This window comes from Kribbella sp. CA-294648 (assembly GCF_050943845.1).
Taxonomy (GTDB): domain Bacteria; phylum Actinomycetota; class Actinomycetes; order Propionibacteriales; family Kribbellaceae; genus Kribbella.
Genome location: NZ_CP191981.1, coordinates 8,262,541 through 8,281,388 on the forward strand (window position 1 = coordinate 8,262,541; position 18,848 = coordinate 8,281,388).

An 18,848-nucleotide genomic window follows, 5' to 3' on the forward strand; every position below is an offset into this window, starting at 1 on the left:
TCAGCCGAGGGCGTTGGGGAGGGTGGCGGTCCAGGTGGTGTGGAGTTCGGTGAGGGGGATTTCGAACTGGTCCTGGACGTCGAGGGACTCGCCGGTGACGACGCCGATCTTGGTGTGCGGGAAGCGGCGGGCGGTGCACATGTCGGTGAAGCGGACCTCTTCGGTGCGCGGAACGGCGACCACGGCGCGGCCGGCCGACTCGGCGAAGAGGAACAGGAACGGGTCGAGGCCGTCCGGTGCCCAGACCCGGGCGCCGGTGCCGCCGCGCAGCGTGGACTCGACCAGGACCTGGGCGACACCGCCGTCGCTGACATCGTGGGCGGCGTCGATCAGGCCGTCGCGGGAGGCGTTGATCAGGATGTCCGCGAGCTGCGCCTCGACCGCCAGGTCGACCGCGGGCGGACGGCCGCCGAGGTGACCGTGGATCACGTGGGCCCACTCCGAACCCGACAGCTCCTCCTCGGTCTCGCCGAGCAGGTAGAGCTGGTGACCCTCCATCTCGGCGGTGAAACCGATCGGGGTCCGCCGGGTCACGTCGTCGATCACGCCCAGTACGCCGACCACGGGCGTCGGCAGGATCGGCGTCTCGCCGGTCTGGTTGTAGAACGACACGTTGCCACCGGTGACCGGAATACCCAGCTCGATGCAGCCGTCCACCAGGCCGCGGATGGCCTCGCTGAACTGCCACATCACGCCCGGGTCCTCGGGCGAACCGAAGTTCAGGCAGTCGGTCACCGCGGCCGGCCGGGCGCCGGTGGTGGCGACGTTGCGGTACGACTCGGCCAGCGCGAGCTTGGCGCCGGTGTACGGGTCGAGCTTCGCGAAGCGGCCGTTGCAGTCGGTGGAGACCGCGACACCGAGGCCGCTGGTCTCGTCGACCCGGATCATCCCGCTGTCCTCGGGCTGCGAGAGCACCGAGTTGCCGAGTACGTACCGGTCGTACTGGTTCGTCACCCACGACTTGTCACACAGGTTGGGCGATGCGATCAGCTTGAGCAGCGTGTCCCGCAGCTCCTCGCCAGTGGTTGCCCGAGGCAACCTCTCGGCGCCGTCGGCCTGCAGCTCGTCCTGCCAGGCCGGCCGTGCGATCGGGCGCTCGTAGACCGGTCCGTCGTGCGCGACGGTCCGCGGCGGTACGTCGACGACGCGCTCGCCGTGCCAGTCGATCTGCAGCAGCCCGGTGTCGGTGACTTCACCGATCACGTCGGCCTGCACGTCCCACTTCTCGCAGATCTTCAGGAAGCGATCGACGTTGGCCGGTGTGACGACCGCCATCATCCGCTCCTGCGACTCGCTCATCAGAATCTCTTCCGGAGCAAGCGAAGCGTCCCGCAGCGGCACTTTGTCGAGCGACACGTACATGCCACCGTCACCGGCGCTGGCCAGCTCGGAGGTCGCGCACGACAGCCCCGCGCCACCGAGGTCCTGGATGCCCTCGACGACGCCGGCCGCGAACAGCTCGAGCGTGCACTCGATCAGCAGCTTCTCCATGAACGGGTCACCGACCTGGACCGCGGGCCGCTTGGTCGGGCCACCGTCGGCGAACGTCTCGCTGGCGAGCACGGAGACGCCGCCGATGCCGTCGCCACCGGTCTTCGCGCCGTACAGGATGATCTGGTTGCCGACGCCGGTCGCGTTCGCCAGGTGCAGGTCCTCGTGCCGCATGACGCCGATGCAGAGCGCGTTGACCAGCGGGTTGCCCAGGTACGTCGCGTCGAAGACGACCTCGCCGCCGATGTTCGGCAGCCCGAGGCTGTTGCCGTAGCCGCCGACGCCGGACACGATGCCGGGCAGCACGCGCTTGGTGTCGGGCGCGTCCAGTGGGCCGAACCGCAGCGGGTCCATCACCGCGACCGGGCGGGCACCCATCGCCAGGATGTCGCGGACGATGCCGCCGACTCCGGTCGCCGCGCCCTGGTAGGGCTCGACGTACGACGGGTGGTTGTGCGACTCGACCTTGAAGGTGACCGCGTAGCCCTCGCCGATGTCGATCACGCCGGCGTTCTCGCCGATGCCGGCGAGCATCTTGCCGGCCGGGGTCTCCTGCGGGATGTCACCGAACTTCTTCAGGTGCACCTTGGAGGACTTGTACGAGCAGTGCTCGCTCCACATCACCGAGTACATCGCCAGCTCGCAGCTGGTCGGCCGCCGCTTCAGGATGTCCCGGATCCGCTGGTACTCGTCCGGCTTCAGCCCGAGCTCCGCCCACGGCTGCTCCACGTCCGGCGTACTGGTCGCGTTACTGACGGTGTCGGTCGACACTTGATGACTCCTGAACTAGGTGGGACTCGGGAAGAACGTTAGCGGCCAGCAGGTGGGCCACCAGCAGGGGAAGGGCGAAGCCGGTCATGATCGCGGGCAGGGCGACCCCGGCGTCGTTCAGCAGCATGCCGACCAGACCGCAGATCGACAGGGCGAGCAGCGTCGGCCGGACCATCGGCCGGCTGACGTAGAAGCGGCGGTAGGCCTCGAAGGGCACCTTGTCCGGCCAGACGGTCGCGATCATCGCCAATACGACACCGACGAGCATGAACCAGCCGGCCGGCGTCTGGAAGAAGCCCAGCGACATCTGCAGCTTCCGGATCAGCACATCGGCCACATCACCGTCGAGCACCGTCTGCACGAAGGTGCCGAAGTGGCTGCGCTGGTCTGGCGGCCGCAGGTAGTCCAGCACGGCGACAGCGGTGACCGCGAGCACTCCTGCCAGCCCGATGCCGACCAGTGCCTTCAGCGAGATGCTGCCTCGCCAGGTCAGCCAGGCCATCAGCAGTACTGCGGGCGTCAGCGCGATGATGCCGCCGAAGTCGGTCCCCCAGCCGGGCTTGCCGTCCACGATGATCGCGAGCCCGCCGATAGCCAGTACTGCGAGCGCCGCCTTCACCCGGCTCTGGTCCAGCAGCCGCTGCGCGACCCAGCCGGCCGTGACAAGCGCTGCAACCGCCAGTGTGGCGAAGGTGGAGTTGCCGAAGCCGTAGAACCGCCCACCGATCACAGGACCGTCAGTGAACATGCTGCCGAACTGCAGCGGCGTCCCCAGCACTCCGTCGACCAACAGGATCAGGTACGCCGCCAGCAGGATGCCCAGCCCGGCCCATTGCTTCAGCACCGCTCTGGTCAGCCCGGCAAAGGCCGCGCTGATCGCCAGCACCACGCAGTACAGGGAGAAGCCTGGGTACGGCCAGCACCACCAGACAGTCGCAGTGGACAGGAAGACGGCGATGAAGAAGCCGCCCTGGGCCAGCATGGTGAACTCACTCGTACTCCGCGCCCGCCGGCTCCGGGTCTTGAGGAACCAGCCGAGGGCGGCCAACTGCGCCACCAGCAAGGTCATCGCGACGGCGATCAGCGTGCCACGCGGGTGCAGGAACCGCTCGTCGGTGTCGAGCCGGTCCTCGATCACAGCGGCCGCGTTCGTGTGCAGGTCACCGGTGAAGTGGATCTCATTGCCGCCGAGCGGGCCGGCCTTTTCCGCGCCGGCCGGGTCCAGGGGTTCGGCCTCGCCGCGGAGGACGGTCGCGGTGACGTCGGTCAGCTGGATGAGCCCAGGACGGCGGGTGGAGTCGCTGGTCAGCCAGCGCGGGCCGTTGTCCGGCGGGAGCTGCATCGCGACCAGGAGCTCTTTGTGGGCGTTGGAAGTCAGTTGGCTGATACCGACGAGCAGGACCCAGCCGTCGGCGGCACGGACCTGTGCGACCAGGTCGGCGACCTTCTTGCGAGCCTCGTCGCGACCTTCACGCAGCGGTAGGGCGCCTGCGTCGATGATCGCGTCGCTGCAGGCAGGACTCGCCAGCTTCGCCAAGTCGAGCTGGTGCTGCCAGTTCACGACCGTGCCGTTGGGACGGGCCACTGCGAGCGCAGCGCCGGGGCCGAAGCCGCAGAGTGGCTTTTGGCGGTGGCTGTCGCCCAGGCGGCCGAGTGGTGCGCCGGTGTGGTGCGCGGCCTGGCGGTCGACGTACGTCTGCCAGCCCTGCACCTTTCCGTCGACTACGCCGGGCAGCTCACCACACTCCTCGTCTGGGACGCTGCCCCAGGCACGAGTACCGGCGCTGATGGTCAGCCAGCCGTCGATCGGACAGGTGTGCGGTCCGGCGGTCTTCACGGTGATAGAGCCGACATGCGACTCGTTCACCAGCGCGGTCAGCTCGGGCGACGACTTCACGTCGTACCAGCTCAGCCCGGGCACGCCGATCACCACAACCTTCGCCAGCAGGCCCTGCGGCTCCTGCGGCAACGCGGCCGCCGCAGTACCGGCTGAAACGGTGCTGGCTGCTACGAGGGCGACGGCTGACAACAGCAGCCGCCGCACCCCTCTCGACGTCATCAGGAGGAGACGACGGCCTTCAGGACCGAGGTGAAGAAGCCGAGGCCGTCCGTGCTCGGGCCGGTCAGGGTCTCGACGCAGTGCTCCGGATGCGGCATCAGGCCGACCACGTTGCCGCGCTCGTTGGTGATGCCGGCGATGTCGCGGTAGGAACCGTTCGGGTTGTCGTCCAGGTAGCGGGCGACCACCAGCCCCTCACCCTCGAGCCGGTCGAGGGTCGCCTCGTCGGCGACGTACGAGCCGTCCTGGTTCTTCAGCACGATGGTGATCTCGTGGTTCGCGTCGTAGTCGCTGGTCCACGCGGTGCGGTTGTTCTCGATCCGCAGCGGCTGGTCCTTGCAGATGAACTTGCGGTGGTGGTTCTTGATCAGCGCGCCCGGCAGCAGGTGCGACTCGCAGAGCACCTGGAAGCCGTTGCAGATCCCGAGCACCGGCAGGCCCTGGCCGGCCTTCTTGATGATCGTGTCCATCACCGGCGCGAACCGGGAGATGGCACCGGCGCGCAGGTAGTCGCCGTAGGAGAAGCCGCCCGGCAGGACGACCGCGTCGACCCCGTGCAGGTCGGCGTCGCCGTGCCAAAGCGCGACCGCCTCGGCGCCCGCGACCGCGGCGGCCCGGCGGGCGTCGACGTCGTCGAGCGAGCCCGGGAAGGTGACGACGCCGATCTTCACTGGTCGCCCTCGACGTGCAGGGTGTAGTCCTCGATCACCGGGTTGGCCAGCAGCGTGTCGGCCGCCTTGCGGATCTCGGCGACCCGTTCCTCGGTCGCCTCACCGTCCAGGGTGATCTCGAAGCGCTTGCCCTGACGCACATCGGCCACGCCGTCGAAGCCGAGCCGGCCGAACGCGCCGTGCACCGCCTTGCCCTGCGGGTCGAGGATCTCGGGCTTGAGCATGACGTCGACGACAACGCGAGCCACTGAAACTCCTGGTTCGGACCGGGGATGACGCTTGAATCCTACCGACCACCACCCCGACTCCTCGCATCGCTCGACTATTCACTCAGTACATACATCGTGTGTATAGTCCTGGTCATGGCAACTGCTGAGCTCGTTCTGGGCCTGCTGCACCGCGGCCCGGCCCACGGGTACGACGTGAAACGCGGCCACGACGCGTGGTTCCCCGACAGTCGCCCGCTGGCGTTCGGGCAGGTGTACACGACGCTGTCCAGGCTGGAACGCGACGGACTCGTCGAGGTGGTGGAGCGGGGCTCGGAGGGCGGGCCGGAGCGGACCGTCTACGGGCTCACCCCGAAGGGCCGCGAGCACCTGGCCGGCTGGCTGGCCGAGCCGATCGAGCCCGCGGTGGGAGCCGTGGACGAGATGGTCCGCAAGGTGATCGCAACCCTGCACACCGGCGAGGACGCGACCGAGTTCCTGGCCCGGCAGCGGGCCAGCCACCTCCGCCGGATCCGCGAACTTCGCAGTACGCCGCCCGGCCCGGAGGACGACACCCCGGCCCGGCTGGCGCGGGACTTCGTGGCCATCCACCTGGATGCCGACCTGCGCTGGCTCGACAGCGCACTGGACCGGCTGAACGAACTGAAGGAGACCCGTCGATGACCGACCTCGCCCTGGAACTGCTCCGGGTGGAGTACTCCTACCGTCGCGACACCGCACTGCGGGGCGTCTCGCTCAGCGTCAAGCCTGGCGAGGTCGTCGCGATCACCGGACCCAGCGGCTGCGGCAAGTCCACCCTGCTGCACGTGGCGGCCGGGATCCTGCGGCCGCAGGCCGGCGCGATCAAGCTAATGGGCCGCAACCTCGCGGAGCTGCCCGAGGCCGACCGGACCAGGCTGCGGCGGACGCAGGCGGGCGTAGTACTGCAGTTCGGACAGCTGGTTCCTGACCTCACACTGCTCGACAACGTCGCCTTGCCGCTGCTGCTGGAAGGCCACGACCGGGCCAGTGCTCGCCGTGCGGCGCAGGAGTGGCTGGAGCGAGTCGGTGTCGCAGCAGACGCCGACGCGGTGCCCGGCGAGCTGTCGGGCGGACAGAACCAGCGCGCAGCCGTGGCCCGTGCTCTGGTGACGGGACCGGCGATCGTGTTCGCCGACGAACCCACCGGCAGCCTGGACAGCCACGCAGGCGAGCAGATGATGGAGCTACTGCTCAGCTCGGTGCGCACCGGCGGCAGCGCGCTCGTACTCGTCACCCACGACAACCTGATCGCCTCGTACGCCGACCGCGAGGTCCGCCTGCGCGACGGGGTCATCCAGCACGAGGTGGCCCTGTCATGAACCTCGCCACTCAGCTCCAACTGATCCGCCCCCGCTCAGCCACCGACCGCAGCCGCTTCCGGTTGCTGGTGCTGACCACTGTGCTGGCCGGCGCGTTCCTGCTGGCCGCATGGCGCATCAAGCGGCTCGGCTTCGACGGCGAGTTCCGCTCGCAGCAGTACAGCAACTTCATCCGGGAGGACGGGATTCGCAGCGGTGTCGCCCTAGCGGCCCTCCTGCTGGCCGTCGCCTCCTGCCTGCTCGCCTACCAAGCCCTGAGACTCGGTACTGCGGCCCGCGACCGTCGACTGGCCGCCTTCCGATTGGCCGGAGCTACTCCCCGTCAGGTGCGCGGGCTCGGAGCAGTCGAGGCAGGCGTGGCCGGTCTGGCTGGTGGCATCCTGGCCGGCCCGCTGTATCTCGTGCTCGTGCTGGCTATCCAGCTGCTTCCCCGGACCGCACGTATGCTCCCGCCACCCAACGCGGTGGACCTGGCGACCTGGCCGATCGTGACCGTAGTACTGGCTGCTGCTGCGACCCTTGTCGGCGGGCTGCTCGGGCGCGGTGTCGTGTCGGACTCCCAGGTGAAGCAGCCGCCGAGGCCGGCTCGTGCGACGGTGATCGTGGTGGTCGCGGCGGGGAGCTGGCTGGTGGGGAGCCTTCTCGACAGCCAGGGCGCCTCGTACTTCGCCTTCTTCGTGCTGCCGGCCATCAGCATGCTCATCATCTGCCTCGCGCTGCCCACCGCCGTGCTGGCGTGGCAGGGCCGACGGCTGGCCGGGTCGGCGAATCCGCTGAAGGTCCTGGCCGGCGGGCGACTCCTTCGGACGGTCCAGCCGCTCGGCCGGATGCTCGGCTTGCTGGTCTTCTGCGGTGTGGCCCTCGGCTTCGTGGCCGGCATGGCGGTCGAGGGCTTCCAAGCCGACATCTACAACGAGCCCAGCACGTTCCAGTTGACCGGCCTCGCCTTCGCAGCGGGAGCCGCGCTGTTCGTCGCGCTGATCGCGGGCGTGGCACTGCTGGCCGGGACAGCCGACGACCTGCTGGACCAGCGGCGTCAGCTGGCCGCCCTGAACGTCCTCGGCGTCGGAGAGGCCGAGCTCCGCGCCTCCGTCCGGTACCAGCTGACCTCCTGCATCACCCCGGCGGTGACCGGAGGACTGGTCGTCGGTGCCTTCTTCACCTTCGACCGCACGTCGCGACAGTTCTACGCCGCCGACCGGTCAAGCACCTTGCCGATGCTGATCGCCGCAGTCGCAGTCGGCGCTGGAATCACCTGGCTGGTCGCGAACGCGGCGGCATACCTGCTGCGTCGGCAGGTGCACGAGGCGGTGGCCGCGGAGAACCTGCGGTCCACCTAGGGGTAGGGCTGGCTTCCCCCGGAAGTGGTGCTGGCCTCCCTGAATTGTCAGGGATCGCCGCATAGCCTCTAGAGCATGTGGGCGTGGGAGCTGGTGCTGGCGGTGGGATTCGGGATCGGGTCCGCCGTCATCCCGGTGCTGAACGCCGAGGTCTATGTGCTCGGCGTCGGCGCGTCCGGCGCGCTCGACCCGGTGGTGGCGGCGATCGGGGTGTCGGTCGGGCAGACCATCGGCAAGGTGGCCATGTTCCTGGCGGTCCGCTACCGCCCCGGGTACGCCGCCAGGAAGGACAAAGAGCCCAAGGCAGTCAACCTGGACACCAGGCGCGGCCGCTTTATCCAGTGGAACCGCGACGTCAGCAAGCGCCTGCTCGATGCCCTCAGCGACCGCCGCTGGGGCATCCCGGTCACCCTGCTGAGCTCCTCGGTCGGCATCCCACCCCTGTACGGCGTCGCCCTGATCGCGGGCGCGAGCCGGATGGGCATCCTCACCTTCTCGCTGTCCGTCCTGGCCGGCCGCCTGGCCCGCTTCATCACCCTCGCCCTGGGCGTGAGTCTCTTCTGAGAGCCCGGACCGCCCCCACTCACTAACCTGCTCCGCGCGGCCCGAGCCACGCTCGCACACGCCTGGCCGGGACCGGCCGGCCGAAGTTTGTGAGTGGCGGCGGTCCGGGGCCGGAGTTCAGCTGGTGAAGGTCTGGCCGGTGAGGCTTTCGTAGGCGTCGATGTACGCCGCGCGGGTCCGCTCGACCACCTCGACCGACATCGCGGGCGGGGCGTCGCCGGAGTGGCGGTCCCAGCCGGACTCGAACTGCAGCCAGTCGCGCACGATCTGCTTGTCGTACGACGGCTGCTGCTTGCCCGGCGACCATTCGCCGGCCGGCCAGAAGCGGCTCGAGTCGGGGGTGAGCACCTCGTCGGCGAGCACGAGCGTGCCGTCCGGGCGGCGGCCGAACTCGAACTTGGTGTCGGCCAGGATGATGCCGTGCTGCTCGGCGAGCGCGTGCGCCCGCGCGTAGATGTCCAGCGTCAGGGTCCGCAGCGCCTCGGCCGTCTCCGCGCCGACGGTCGCCACCACAGCGTCGTACGAGACGTTCTCGTCGTGCTCGCCGAGGTCGGCTTTGGTCGCGGGGGTGAAGATCGGCTCGTCCAGCCGGGAGCCCTCGACCAGTCCGGGGCGCAGTGGGATGCCGCAGACCTCGCCGGTTGCGTTGTAGTCCACCAGGCCGCTGCCGCTCAGGTAGCCGCGCGCGACGCACTCGACCGGCAGCATCTCGAGCCGCTCGCAAACGACCGCGCGCCCGGCCAGCTCGGCCGGTACGTCGGTGGAGATGATGTGGTTCGGTACGTCGAGCTGCTCGAACCACCACAGGCTCATCGCGGTCAGCACCTTGCCCTTGTCCGGGATCGGCGGCTCGAGAATCCAGTCGAACGCGCTCATCCGGTCGCTGGCGACCATCAGCAGCTCGCCCGACTCCAGCTCGTACAGGTCCCGGACCTTGCCGGAGTGGAGATGCTTCGCACCAGGGATCTCGGCAGCCTGCGGAGGTGTGATCACACGCGTGATTGTTCCACCCGGCGCCTCCGGGCGAGCAATCCGGCCGCTTTGCCACCCAACCCGAGCAGGCCGTCACGCGCTGTGCAGAGGACCGGGTTGTCCAGCTGGCCCATCACGCCGATCGCTCTGGACCGCTTGACCAGCTTGGTCGTCGCGGGCCGGCGCTCGGCGTCGTACGCGGCGAGGTCGCGGGATTCCCGTAGTACGCGGGCGAGCGCACCGGCGTCCTCGATCGCCGAGCAGGCACCGCGACCCATGTTGGGCGTCATCGCGTGGGCGGCATCGCCGAGCAGGACGACGCGGCCTTGCACGAACGGGACCAGCGGCGTGCGCAGGTCGTAGATGTCGTTCTGCAGTACTCCGGACGTCGCCGCGAGCAGTGCGGGGATCGGCTCGTGCCAGCCGGCGAACCGCTCCCGGACGTCGTACTCCGGATTGCCCTCAGGGCTGTCCGCGGGGCGATTGGCGGTCGCGTACCAGTAGTAGCGGCCGTCGATCAGCTTCGCGAATCCGAATCGTTGCCCTCGGCCCCAAGTTTCGCCACCGCCGTCGGTCAGCTCCGCCTCGGCGATCCCCCGGTACGCCGTATAGCCGGAGTACCGCGGTCCGTCGTACTCCGGGTAGAGCACTCCGCGGATGACACTGCGGAGTCCGTCAGCGGCGACCACCAGGTCCGCGCGGTACTCCTGATCGCCCGCCTGCACGGTGACACCGTCGGCGTCCTGCGTGAGGCCGGTGACAGTTGTGCCGGTGCGGATGGTCGCCGACGGACCGAGACGGTCGGTGATCAGCGCATGCAGCTGCGCGCGGTGGATCATCACCGGCAACTCGACACCGAGGTCGGCCGCCTCCACGATCCAGCGGCCGTCCCATCGCCGCATCCCGGCGGACTCTCCGGCTCGCGCGACTTGCTCGACGCCCTTGATCCCGAGTTCTTCCAGGACGGCGACGGCACCCGGCCAGACCGAGATGCCCGCACCGATCTCGCCCAGTTCCGGTGCTCGCTCCAGCACCGTGACCTGCCGGCCGCACTGCTCCAGCGCGACGGCCGCCGTCACCCCACCGATCCCCGCCCCCACCACGATCGCCGTTCTCATGCTTCGGACTCTACGCCTGTAGAGTCCCGGTGGGTAGAGTAGGCGCTGTGACGAAAAAGGCCCGGTCGGCACCGGCGGCACAGCGGTCGGCGGCGCCGCTCGGCGAGGACCGCCGGGCCGCCATCGCCGACGCGGCCATCCACCTGGTGGCGACTCGCGGCCTGCGTGGGCTCACCCATCGCGCGGTCGACGAACAAGCTGGGCTGCCACCGGGCTCCACGTCGTACTACCTGCGGACCCGTGACGCTCTGCTGAGCGCGTGCGTCAACCGCATGCTCGAGCGAGACCTCGCCCGCGGCTCCGCAGGCACCGGACCACCGCCCGGCCTCGATCTGGAGGAGTTCCTGGTCGGCATGATGCTGCAACTGGTCCGCGAGCGCCCGGACGACCTGGTCGCCCGCTACGAACTGTCCCTGGAGGCGAGCCGCCGGCCCGACCTTCACACCGCGATCATCGAGGGCGGCCGCAGGCTCCGCGAAACCCTCGCAACTGTTCTTGCTGCTTTGGGCGTTCCCGATCCGGAGAAAACCGCTTGGCCGGTCGCCGCGATGATGGACGGCCTCATGTACGACCGGGTTGCCGGCGCGGGGAGCTCGCTGTCGGACGACGCGTTCGAAAACGCAGTACGGACGAGCCTTTCGGCGTTGCTGACCGGTTTGCGACAGGCGAAGTACAGCGAGTGAGTCGCTGGCCACTTAGAGTTGAGCCTCACTGTCGATGCAGCCTGGGGGGCCGCGGATGACCGAGTCAGTTGCCCAAAGCTATGCCCGCATCTGTACTGCGGAGCGCCCGGCCGGCACCAAGATCCTGATGGGGCGCGCCATCGTGCTCGGCGCGAGCATGGCCGGTCTGCTGGCCGCTCGGGTGCTCAGCGACCATGCCGACGAGGTGCTCGTGGTCGAGCGGGACCCGACCGGCGAATCGGCCTCGCCGCGGCCCGGCGTACCGCAGGGCACTCAGGTGCACGCACTGCTGCCGGGCGGGCAGGCGCAACTCGACCGCTGGTTCCCTGGTTTCACGGCCGAGGCGATCGCCGCGGGAGCGCTGGATCCGCTGCCGGAGGAGATCGACAACGCCGTGAACGGCGTACTGCGGCCGAAGGTCTCGCGGGAGTTGTTCGGCCCTTCGCTGGTGAGCACGCGGCCTTTCCTGGAGTCCCACGTCCGGCGGCGGACTCTGGAGCGCGCGAACCTCACGCTCGTTCCCGGCCGGGTCGACGGGATCGAGTTCACCGGCGATCGGATCAGCGCGGTCCGGTACCAGCCGGCCGATGCGGACGACCTCGTGGTCGAACCGGCCGAGCTGGTGGTGGATGCGATGGGACGGTCGAGCCGGCTCAGCGACTGGCTCGGGACCGCCGGCTGGCCGCAGCCGCCGCTGCGCCGGATGCCGATCAAGCTCAACTACGCGACCGCCCTGTTCCGGCGCGACCCGAAGGTCAGCAACGTCCAGGTCTCGGTCGTCCAGCAGCAGCCCGGCCGCGGGGAGAAACCCCGGATGGGCGGCGTCCTGGCCGTCGAGGACGACCGCTGGCTGGTGCTGGTCGCCGGCTACGGCGACGACCGGCCGAGTCGCGACATCGAAGACTTCCGCCGGCGTTGCCGGGAGGACTTCCCGCCCGTGTTCGGGCAGGTCGCCGAGCGGGCCGAGCTGATCGGTGACGTCCTCACGTACCACCAGGCGGACAGCCGGCGACGCGACTTCGACGAACTGGAACGATTCCCGGCCGGTCTGGTCGTGACGGGTGACGCGGTGGCGTCGTTCAACCCGATCTACGGCCAGGGCATGACGTCTGCCGCGCTGCACGCCTCGTGCCTGTCGGCGTACCTGCGCTCCGGCGCTTCTCTCGAGGAGCCGGCTCGCGCGTACTTCGAGCAGGTGCGGGTGGTCGTCGACGCGGCCTGGCAGGTCTCGACCTTCGCCGACCTCGAACTCCCACACGTCAACGGGCCGTTCCCGCGCGGGTATCGGCTGGTGAAGTGGTTCTCCGGACTGATCTTCCAGGGCGCGGCGGTGGACTCCCAGCTCAACGACCAGTTCAACCGGGTGACGACGATGCTCGCGCATCCCAACTCACTGGCCCGGCCGCGGACCGTACTGCGCGCGCTGCGCTGCAGGTTGCTGCCTTCCTCCTAAGGATCAGAGGCGGTCGGTGAAGGTGACGTAGGTGAAGTAGGCGACGCCGACGACCATGCCAACATGCCCGAGCAAGGAGAGCCCGGCACCGGAGCCCCACGCGTCGGTCGCCTTGTCCTTGGCATGTTTGCTCGCACTCGGCAACCAACGGGCCAGCAGCAACAATCCGACGGCCGACAGCAACCACCAGCCAGTCAACGCACCCAACGCGACCTCCCGCCGACCGGTGACAAGGGCAACCACCCACGCGACCAACGTCACAACACCGACAGTCGTATGAACCCGCACCAACGAGCCCGAAAAGCTAGCCACACCACTAGCCCGCCGCGTCTCAGCCTTGTCCCCACCCAGCCGAACATGCGTCAGCAACACCACAACCGCGCCCAGCGCGGTCAAGAACCAGGTGACGTCAGACCAGTCCACGCCCAGTCCATACCCACCAACTCCCCACCCCGAACCCCGTGTAGTCCATCTCTCACCACCAGCACCCCACCCCTCCACCCCAGGCTGCCTGGCTCCAACGGTTTACTACGAAGGACTTCTAAGCCCACCCCGGGATGACAGGTGGACCACACCAGCACTCCCCCACCTACAGCTCAGGCGGTCTGGCTCCAACGGTTACGGCGAAGGACTTCCACAGCCTCGCGCCGTGCCGGCCAGCCGAGCGCACCCACCAGCACTCCACCCCTGCGGCTCAGGCCGCCTGCCTCCAGCGGCTGCCCACGCCGACCCCCGCGAAGCGCAGTACCCGAGCCGCCAGAGCCGTTCGTGGATCGGCGATCGAAGGCCGGCCGAACTCATCGCGCACCACGCACTGCACGTCCGAGAAGCCGGTCCCTAAAGTTGCTCTGAGCAACAGATTGTAGCCCCGCGAGATCGCCTCCCGCTTCGGCCGCCGAACCACCCGGCAAGGACCTCCGCCTCGCTATTGTCCAGGGACGCGCGCAGCAGTTCCCTGGGAGTCAGTCCTTCGCGGTACGACGCAGCCAGAGCAGGCCGAGAACGGGCAGCACCAAGGGGACATAGCCATAGCCCTGGCCGAAGTGGGACCAGACCGTCGCGTCGGGAAAGTCCTCGGGCGCCGTGTAGCTGAAGGCGCCGATGGCGAGGACGCCGACGAGTTCGACGACGATCGCCACCGTCGCCACCCGCCGGGAGAAGATCGTTGCCTTCGCCAACGCGAAGGTCGCCGCGCAGTAGATGACCGCGGCAACGGCCGACAACACATAGGCGATCGGCGCGACCGAGAACTGCGTAGCGATCTGTACTGCGGCCCGCGCGGTCGCCGCGAGCGCGAAGACCCCGTAGACGGCGATCAGGATGCGCCCCGGCCCGTGCTTGGTGGCGGACGCGTCGGCCATCTCAGGCGACCCAGAGAGTGTGCAGCCGCAGCTCGACGACCGGGATCACGACACACGCGATCGCCAGCGCGCCCGCACCCCACCGGCTGCTGTCGGCGAGTGCCCACAGCGCACCGATCGGCAACACCAGCAGTGCCCCGATCAGGTAGCCGATGAAGAAAGGCCCGGAGACGTCACGCTCGGTCCCGGCGAGCTGCACGATGCCGACCACCAACTGGGCCACCAGCGCGACCTCGACCACGCCGATCAGCCCGAGCAACCACCAGTTGATCCGGCGGTCCAGCCCTGCCAGGACCAGCGCGAAGACGGTTGCAGCCAGCGAAAGGGCGACCAGGGCCCAGGTCAGCGGTTCGAACACGAGCTAGAGAATGTCACCCGGCGTGTAGGCGGCGGCCTCGGGGTAGCGCTTGGCCAGCTGCTCGATCTCCGCGACCACCGAGCTCACCTGCGCGACGGCCGCTCCGGTGAACGACAGCGGCTCGCCGACGATGCCGACGATCTGCTCCTCGGTCAGCCCGAGCCGGCCGTCCGTGCCGAGCCGGCGGAACAGGTCGTTCTCCGTCGTGCCCTTGCGCAGGTCGAGCGCCATCGCGACCGCGTGCTCCTTGATCACCTCGTGCGCGGTCTCCCGGCCGACCCCGTTCTTGACCGCGGCCATCAGCACCTTGGTGGTGGTCAGGAACGGCAGGTACCGCTCCAGCTCGCGGGCCACCACCGCCGGGTACACGCCGAACTCGTCCAGCACGGTCAGGAACGTCTCGAACAACCCGTCCAGCGCGAAGAACGCGTCCGGCAGGGCAACCCGGCGTACGACGGAACAGAAGACGTCGCCCTCGTTCCACTGGTTGCCGGCCAGCTCGCCGGTCATCGACGCGTAGCCGCGCAGGATGACGGCGAGCCCGTTGACCCGCTCGCAGGACCGGGTGTTCATCTTGTGCGGCATCGCCGACGAGCCGACCTGGCCCTCCTTGAAGCCCTCGGTAACCAGCTCGTGCCCGGCCATCAGGCGGATCGTCGTGGCCAGGCTGGACGGCCCGGCCGCGAGCTGGACCAGCGCCGAAACGACGTCGTAGTCGAGCGAGCGGGGGTACACCTGCCCGACGCTGGTCAGCACCCGCCGGAAGCCCAGGTGCTGCGCGACCTCCGACTCCAGCCCGGCCAGTAGCCGCTCCTGGCCGCCGAACAGGTCGAGCATGTCCTGCGAAGTACCGACCGGGCCCTTGATGCCGCGCAGCGGGTACCGCTCGATCAGGTCTTCCAGCCGGGCGATCGCGACCAGCAGCTCGTCGGCTGCCGAGGCGAACCGCTTGCCGAGCGTGGTCGCCTGGGCCGCGACGTTGTGCGAACGGCCGGTCATCACCAGGGCGGCGTGGTCGGCCGCCTTCTGCCCGAGCTGGACGACGGTCGCCACCGCACGATCGCGGACCAGCTCCAGACCGGCCCGGATCTGGAGCTGCTCGACGTTCTCGGTCAGGTCGCGGCTCGTCATGCCCTTGTGCACGTGCTCGTGCCCGGCGAGCGCGTTGAACTCCTCGATCCGCGCCTTCACGTCGTGCCGGGTGACCCGCTCCCGCGCCGCGATCGACTCCAGGTCGACCTGGTCGATCACTGCGCGGTAGTCCTCGATCACCCCGTCCGGGACGTCGACGCCGAAGTCCTTCTGCGCCCCCAGGACAGCAAGCCAGAGCTGCCGCTCGAGCACGATCTTGTACTCCGGCGACCACAGCTGCGCCATCGACGGGCTGGCGTAGCGGGCGGCGAGAACGTTCGGGATCCGGGGCTTGCTGGGAGTCGGCACGTACCCCATTCTCTCCCAGCCTCAGCGAGCCACGGTCAGCAGGGCACAAGCCTTGGGGCGGGCGTTATCCGTGCAGAGCAGATAGGTGCCGTCCGCGGCTGTATCCGGTACGACAACCCGGGCAGGGCCGTAGACACCGATGTCGGTGACAGCGCGGGGACCGTTCGGATCGGTCGCGCTCGACCAGGTCGGCTTCTCGCCTTTGCGCGCGGAGATCAGGTAGTACTGCACACTTCCGCCGACCGGGTCGCCGATGGTGAAACCGACACCTCGCAAGTACTCCTCGGGGAAGCTGAGTTCGATCTCCTTCCCGGGCGCGGCCGTGGCAGGCGTGATCGTCATCGTGCCCTGGTACTTCGGGTCCAGGGTCGGCTTCGGCGTCGGTGTCGGTGTCGCGACCGGCACCTCGGCATCGTTCTGCCAGGGCGAGAGCGTGGCGATCGCTCCCACAGCCAGTACTGCGCACGCAACGGCCGAGATGCCCGCGACGCGACGGCGGCCGCGGGTGGTCGCAGTACGGAGGACGGTGTCGAAGTCGCCGCCGGCCTGGTTCGCGTGCCGGTCGGCGATGGTCTGCAGGTCGTTTTTCAGGTCATTCATGGTCGGCGCCTCTGAGAGTCGGTGACTGGGACAGTGCCGTCCTGGCCCCGGACAGCCGCGACTTGACGGTGCCCTCGGCGATCCCGAGCGTGCGCGCGATCTCGGGCACGGGCAGGTCGCAGACGTAGTACAGGACGGCGGCTTGGCGGGCGGGCATCGGCAGTTGCGCGAGCGCCCGCTCGAGGTCGACCTCCTGCCCCTCGGCCGGATCCCGGACGTCGGACGCCGGCACCCTGCGCAGGAGCGAGGCGAAGCGGGTCGCGTTGCGGTGCCGGTTGCCCGCCAGCCGGATCGCGACCAGGCGCAGCCAGCCCTCGGGCGACTCGTACCGGGAGACTTTCGCCCACCGCGGCACCAGCCGGACGAAGGCCTCCTGAACGATGTCCTCGGCCTCGGCCCGGGATCCGGTCAGCAGCGCCACCACGCCGACGAGCCGCGGTTGCTGTGCCGAGTAGAACTCGCGCAGCGCCGCCTCGTCCGCTTCAGTCAGCCTCATACCGACCTACACCCCCGACTCGTCCCTGCGGTTCCCTCACCGCGAGAACCACTGAAACTACAGGCCTGCCTCAGGAGACGGTGACCGCGAGCTTGCCGCTGATCAGGCCGGCTTCCAGGTCGCACAGTGCCTGCTGGACCTTCTCCAGCGGTACGACGCTATCGATGCTCGGCGTCACCTTGCCCGCTTCGACCAGCTCCCTCAGGACCTCCAGGTCGGCGGCCTTCTCCTGCGAGAGCAGGCCGGTCAGCCGCTGCCCGATGAACGGTGACAGCAGTTGCGCCCGAAGCTGTCGATCGATCCCGCCTGCTATTGCGCCGCCGCCTTCGCCACCCGCGATGACCGCCGTACCGGTCTTGGTGAGGGCACGACGCAGGCGGGAGATCGACGGATTGCCCGCGAGATCAATGATCAGGTCGTACTGCGTGCCGTCCGCGAAATCGTCCCGGGTGTAGTCGATGACATGGTCGGCACCGAGGCGCTGCACCAGCGCGAGTTTCGCAGTACTGGCGGTGCCGGTGACTTCGGCGCCGAACGCTTTGGCGAGTTGCACCGCGAAGCTGCCGACGCCACCTGATGCACCGGTGATCAGAACCTTCTGACCAGCCTGGATCCGGCCTGCGTCGCGGACCGCTTGCAGAGCCGTGAGGCCGGAGATGCCCAGCACGGCCGCCTCGGTGAAGCCAAGGCCGGCCGGTTTGAGGGCGAGCTTGTCCGCCCGCGCGACGGCGTACTCCGCGAAGCTGCCCTCGCCGATCCCGAAAACCTCGTCGCCTTCGACGAACCCGGTCACTCCGGGTCCGACGCCGACGACGCGGCCGGCGAGGTCGCTGCCGAGCACGGGGTTGCGCGGTCGCCGAAGTCCGAAGACCAGGCGGAGCAGGTAGGGCTTGCCCGTCATCAGGTGCCAGACGCCGCGATCGAGCCCTGCCGCCTCGACCTGGATCAGGACCTTGCCTTCACCCGGTGTGGGCCGCTCGATCTCCGCCATCCGCACCCCATCGGCCGAGCCGTAGCTGTCCCGTACGACCGCACGCATCTTGCCGTCCACCGCAATCCCCTCCCTGGCCGGCGGGGCGAGGGGCCCGCCGTACTAAGTACGAACGGTACCGTACTTAGTACGAAACTGCTATCGTCCGAGCGATGCCACGATCAGCGAAAGCTCCGGACCGGACCCAGCTCAGCCGCGAAGCCGTACTGCGGGCCGCCGTCGCGGTGGCTGACGGCGGCGGCCTGGGCGGGCTGACGATCCGGTCGCTGGCGGTCCAGCTGGACGTCAAGCCGATGTCGGTCTACCACTACGTCGCGAACAAGAACGAGATCCTCGACGGCATCGTCGACCTGGTCTTCGCCGAGATCGACCTGCCGTCACCGGACGGCGAGTGGCGCGCGGAGATCACCAAGCGCGCCCACTCGGCGCGGGCGGTGCTGCGGCGGCATCCGTGGGCGATCGCGTTGATGGAGTCACGGACCAGCCCGGGGATGGCGACGTTGCGGCATCACGACGCGAACATCGGGACCCTGCGCGGGGCCGGCTTCTCGGTGGCGATGACCGCGCACGCGTATGCGCTGATCGACGCGTATGTCTATGGCTTCGCGCTGCAGGAGACGTCGCTGCCGTTCGAAGGCACCGACGGCGCGGCCGAGGTGGCCGGGGGGATGATGGAGCAGTTCACGTCGGGGCAGTACCCGCACCTGACCGAACTGGCGACCGAGCACGTCCTCCAGCCCGGGTACAACTTCGGCAACGAGTTCGACTTCGGCCTCGGCCTGATCCTGGACGGACTCGCCCGATCCCTGCCGACCAGCTGATCCGCTGACCGGCTCGAACGGACCGGGCTAGCTGCTTCAGGTAGCTGATCGGCTGGAGGTCGGCCGCCGAATGTCGGCCGGCTGGCTTTCGG

At 69.1% G+C, this 18,848-nt stretch carries 20 protein-coding genes; 7 read left to right on the forward strand and 13 right to left on the reverse strand.

Annotated elements, in window-relative coordinates; genetic code table 11:
* Genes purL through purS form a run of 4 tightly spaced genes read right to left on the reverse strand, consistent with a single transcriptional unit; the run spans window position 1 to window position 5,240 of the window.
* Window positions 1–2,262: a phosphoribosylformylglycinamidine synthase subunit PurL gene (gene purL / locus ACQPYM_RS39465; RefSeq protein WP_433011613.1), complete on the reverse strand. Its 2,262-nt coding sequence runs from the start codon at window positions 2,260–2,262 to the stop codon at window positions 1–3.
* Complete coding sequence (locus ACQPYM_RS39470) at window positions 2,240–4,321, reverse strand: hypothetical protein (RefSeq protein ID WP_433011615.1); 2,082 nt, start codon at window positions 4,319–4,321, stop codon at window positions 2,240–2,242. The genes purL and ACQPYM_RS39470 overlap by 23 nt, the downstream gene beginning before the upstream one ends.
* Complete coding sequence (gene purQ / locus ACQPYM_RS39475) at window positions 4,321–4,992, reverse strand: phosphoribosylformylglycinamidine synthase subunit PurQ (protein ID WP_433011618.1); 672 nt, start codon at window positions 4,990–4,992, stop codon at window positions 4,321–4,323. The genes ACQPYM_RS39470 and purQ overlap by 1 nt, the downstream gene beginning before the upstream one ends.
* Window positions 4,989–5,240 (reverse strand): phosphoribosylformylglycinamidine synthase subunit PurS, encoded by a 252-nt coding sequence (gene purS / locus ACQPYM_RS39480; protein WP_360279653.1) that lies wholly within the window; start codon window positions 5,238–5,240, stop codon window positions 4,989–4,991. The genes purQ and purS overlap by 4 nt, the downstream gene beginning before the upstream one ends.
* Window positions 5,241–5,354: 114 nt before the next feature.
* Here purS and ACQPYM_RS39485 point away from each other — a divergent pair, with 114 nt between their 5' ends.
* The 4 genes from ACQPYM_RS39485 (at window position 5,355) to ACQPYM_RS39500 (ending at window position 8,463) form a co-directional block, all read left to right on the forward strand.
* The gene (locus ACQPYM_RS39485; RefSeq protein WP_433011622.1) at window positions 5,355–5,882 is read left to right on the forward strand and encodes a helix-turn-helix transcriptional regulator; all 528 of its coding nucleotides are present in this window, start codon (window positions 5,355–5,357) and stop codon (window positions 5,880–5,882) included.
* The gene (locus ACQPYM_RS39490; protein WP_433011625.1) at window positions 5,879–6,559 is read left to right on the forward strand and encodes an ABC transporter ATP-binding protein; all 681 of its coding nucleotides are present in this window, start codon (window positions 5,879–5,881) and stop codon (window positions 6,557–6,559) included. Before ACQPYM_RS39485 ends, ACQPYM_RS39490 begins: the two co-directional genes overlap by 4 nt.
* Window positions 6,556–7,899 (forward strand): FtsX-like permease family protein, encoded by a 1,344-nt coding sequence (locus ACQPYM_RS39495; protein ID WP_433011628.1) that lies wholly within the window; start codon window positions 6,556–6,558, stop codon window positions 7,897–7,899. Before ACQPYM_RS39490 ends, ACQPYM_RS39495 begins: the two co-directional genes overlap by 4 nt.
* A 75-nt stretch (window positions 7,900–7,974) precedes the next feature.
* Complete coding sequence (locus ACQPYM_RS39500) at window positions 7,975–8,463, forward strand: hypothetical protein (RefSeq protein ID WP_433011630.1); 489 nt, start codon at window positions 7,975–7,977, stop codon at window positions 8,461–8,463.
* Window positions 8,464–8,580: 117 nt separating this feature from the next.
* Here the strand turns inward: ACQPYM_RS39500 and ACQPYM_RS39505 are convergent, their stop codons facing one another.
* Together ACQPYM_RS39505 and ACQPYM_RS39510 are read right to left on the reverse strand one after the other, a co-directional pair.
* Window positions 8,581–9,456 (reverse strand): phosphoribosylaminoimidazolesuccinocarboxamide synthase, encoded by an 876-nt coding sequence (locus ACQPYM_RS39505; RefSeq protein WP_433011633.1) that lies wholly within the window; start codon window positions 9,454–9,456, stop codon window positions 8,581–8,583.
* A complete protein-coding gene (locus ACQPYM_RS39510) occupies window positions 9,453–10,553 on the reverse strand; it encodes an FAD-dependent monooxygenase (RefSeq protein WP_433011635.1) in 1,101 nt (366 codons plus the stop codon). The genes ACQPYM_RS39505 and ACQPYM_RS39510 overlap by 4 nt, the downstream gene beginning before the upstream one ends.
* Window positions 10,554–10,600: 47 nt before the next feature.
* On the opposite strand from ACQPYM_RS39510, the gene ACQPYM_RS39515 reads away from it, so the two are divergent.
* On the forward strand, window positions 10,601–11,236 hold the full coding sequence (locus tag ACQPYM_RS39515) for a TetR/AcrR family transcriptional regulator (RefSeq protein ID WP_433011638.1): 636 nt from the start codon (window positions 10,601–10,603) through the stop codon (window positions 11,234–11,236).
* 55 nt (window positions 11,237–11,291) lie between these two features.
* The gene (locus tag ACQPYM_RS39520; RefSeq protein ID WP_433011641.1) at window positions 11,292–12,689 is read left to right on the forward strand and encodes an FAD-dependent oxidoreductase; all 1,398 of its coding nucleotides are present in this window, start codon (window positions 11,292–11,294) and stop codon (window positions 12,687–12,689) included.
* 3 nt (window positions 12,690–12,692) lie between these two features.
* Here the strand turns inward: ACQPYM_RS39520 and ACQPYM_RS39525 are convergent, their stop codons facing one another.
* From ACQPYM_RS39525 to ACQPYM_RS39555, 7 genes are all read right to left on the reverse strand, one after another.
* Window positions 12,693–12,950, reverse strand: coding sequence for a hypothetical protein (locus ACQPYM_RS39525; protein WP_433011644.1), 258 nt, complete (start codon window positions 12,948–12,950; stop codon window positions 12,693–12,695).
* 701 nt (window positions 12,951–13,651) lie between these two features.
* Window positions 13,652–14,050: a hypothetical protein gene (locus tag ACQPYM_RS39530; RefSeq protein ID WP_433011647.1), complete on the reverse strand. Its 399-nt coding sequence runs from the start codon at window positions 14,048–14,050 to the stop codon at window positions 13,652–13,654.
* 1 nt (window position 14,051) lies between these two features.
* Window positions 14,052–14,408, reverse strand: a complete 357-nt coding sequence (locus ACQPYM_RS39535) for a hypothetical protein (RefSeq protein WP_433011649.1) — start codon at window positions 14,406–14,408, stop codon at window positions 14,052–14,054.
* Window positions 14,409–14,411: 3 nt separating this feature from the next.
* Window positions 14,412–15,857, reverse strand: a complete 1,446-nt coding sequence (purB, locus tag ACQPYM_RS39540) for an adenylosuccinate lyase (RefSeq protein WP_433011652.1) — start codon at window positions 15,855–15,857, stop codon at window positions 14,412–14,414.
* A 12-nt stretch (window positions 15,858–15,869) separates the two neighbouring features.
* Window positions 15,870–16,448, reverse strand: coding sequence for a hypothetical protein (locus tag ACQPYM_RS39545; RefSeq protein WP_433011654.1), 579 nt, complete (start codon window positions 16,446–16,448; stop codon window positions 15,870–15,872).
* Window positions 16,441–16,944 (reverse strand): RNA polymerase sigma factor, encoded by a 504-nt coding sequence (locus tag ACQPYM_RS39550; protein ID WP_433011657.1) that lies wholly within the window; start codon window positions 16,942–16,944, stop codon window positions 16,441–16,443. Before ACQPYM_RS39550 ends, ACQPYM_RS39545 begins: the two co-directional genes overlap by 8 nt.
* A gap of 70 nt (window positions 16,945–17,014) precedes the next feature.
* Window positions 17,015–17,995 carry an NAD(P)-dependent alcohol dehydrogenase gene (locus ACQPYM_RS39555; RefSeq protein ID WP_433011660.1) on the reverse strand — a complete coding sequence of 327 codons (981 nt, stop codon included), beginning with the start codon at window positions 17,993–17,995 and terminating at the stop codon, window positions 17,015–17,017.
* Window positions 17,996–18,087: 92 nt separating this feature from the next.
* Between ACQPYM_RS39555 and ACQPYM_RS39560 the strand changes: the two genes are divergently transcribed.
* Window positions 18,088–18,756 (forward strand): TetR/AcrR family transcriptional regulator, encoded by a 669-nt coding sequence (locus tag ACQPYM_RS39560; protein WP_433011662.1) that lies wholly within the window; start codon window positions 18,088–18,090, stop codon window positions 18,754–18,756.
* Window positions 18,757–18,848: the final 92 nt, after the last annotated feature.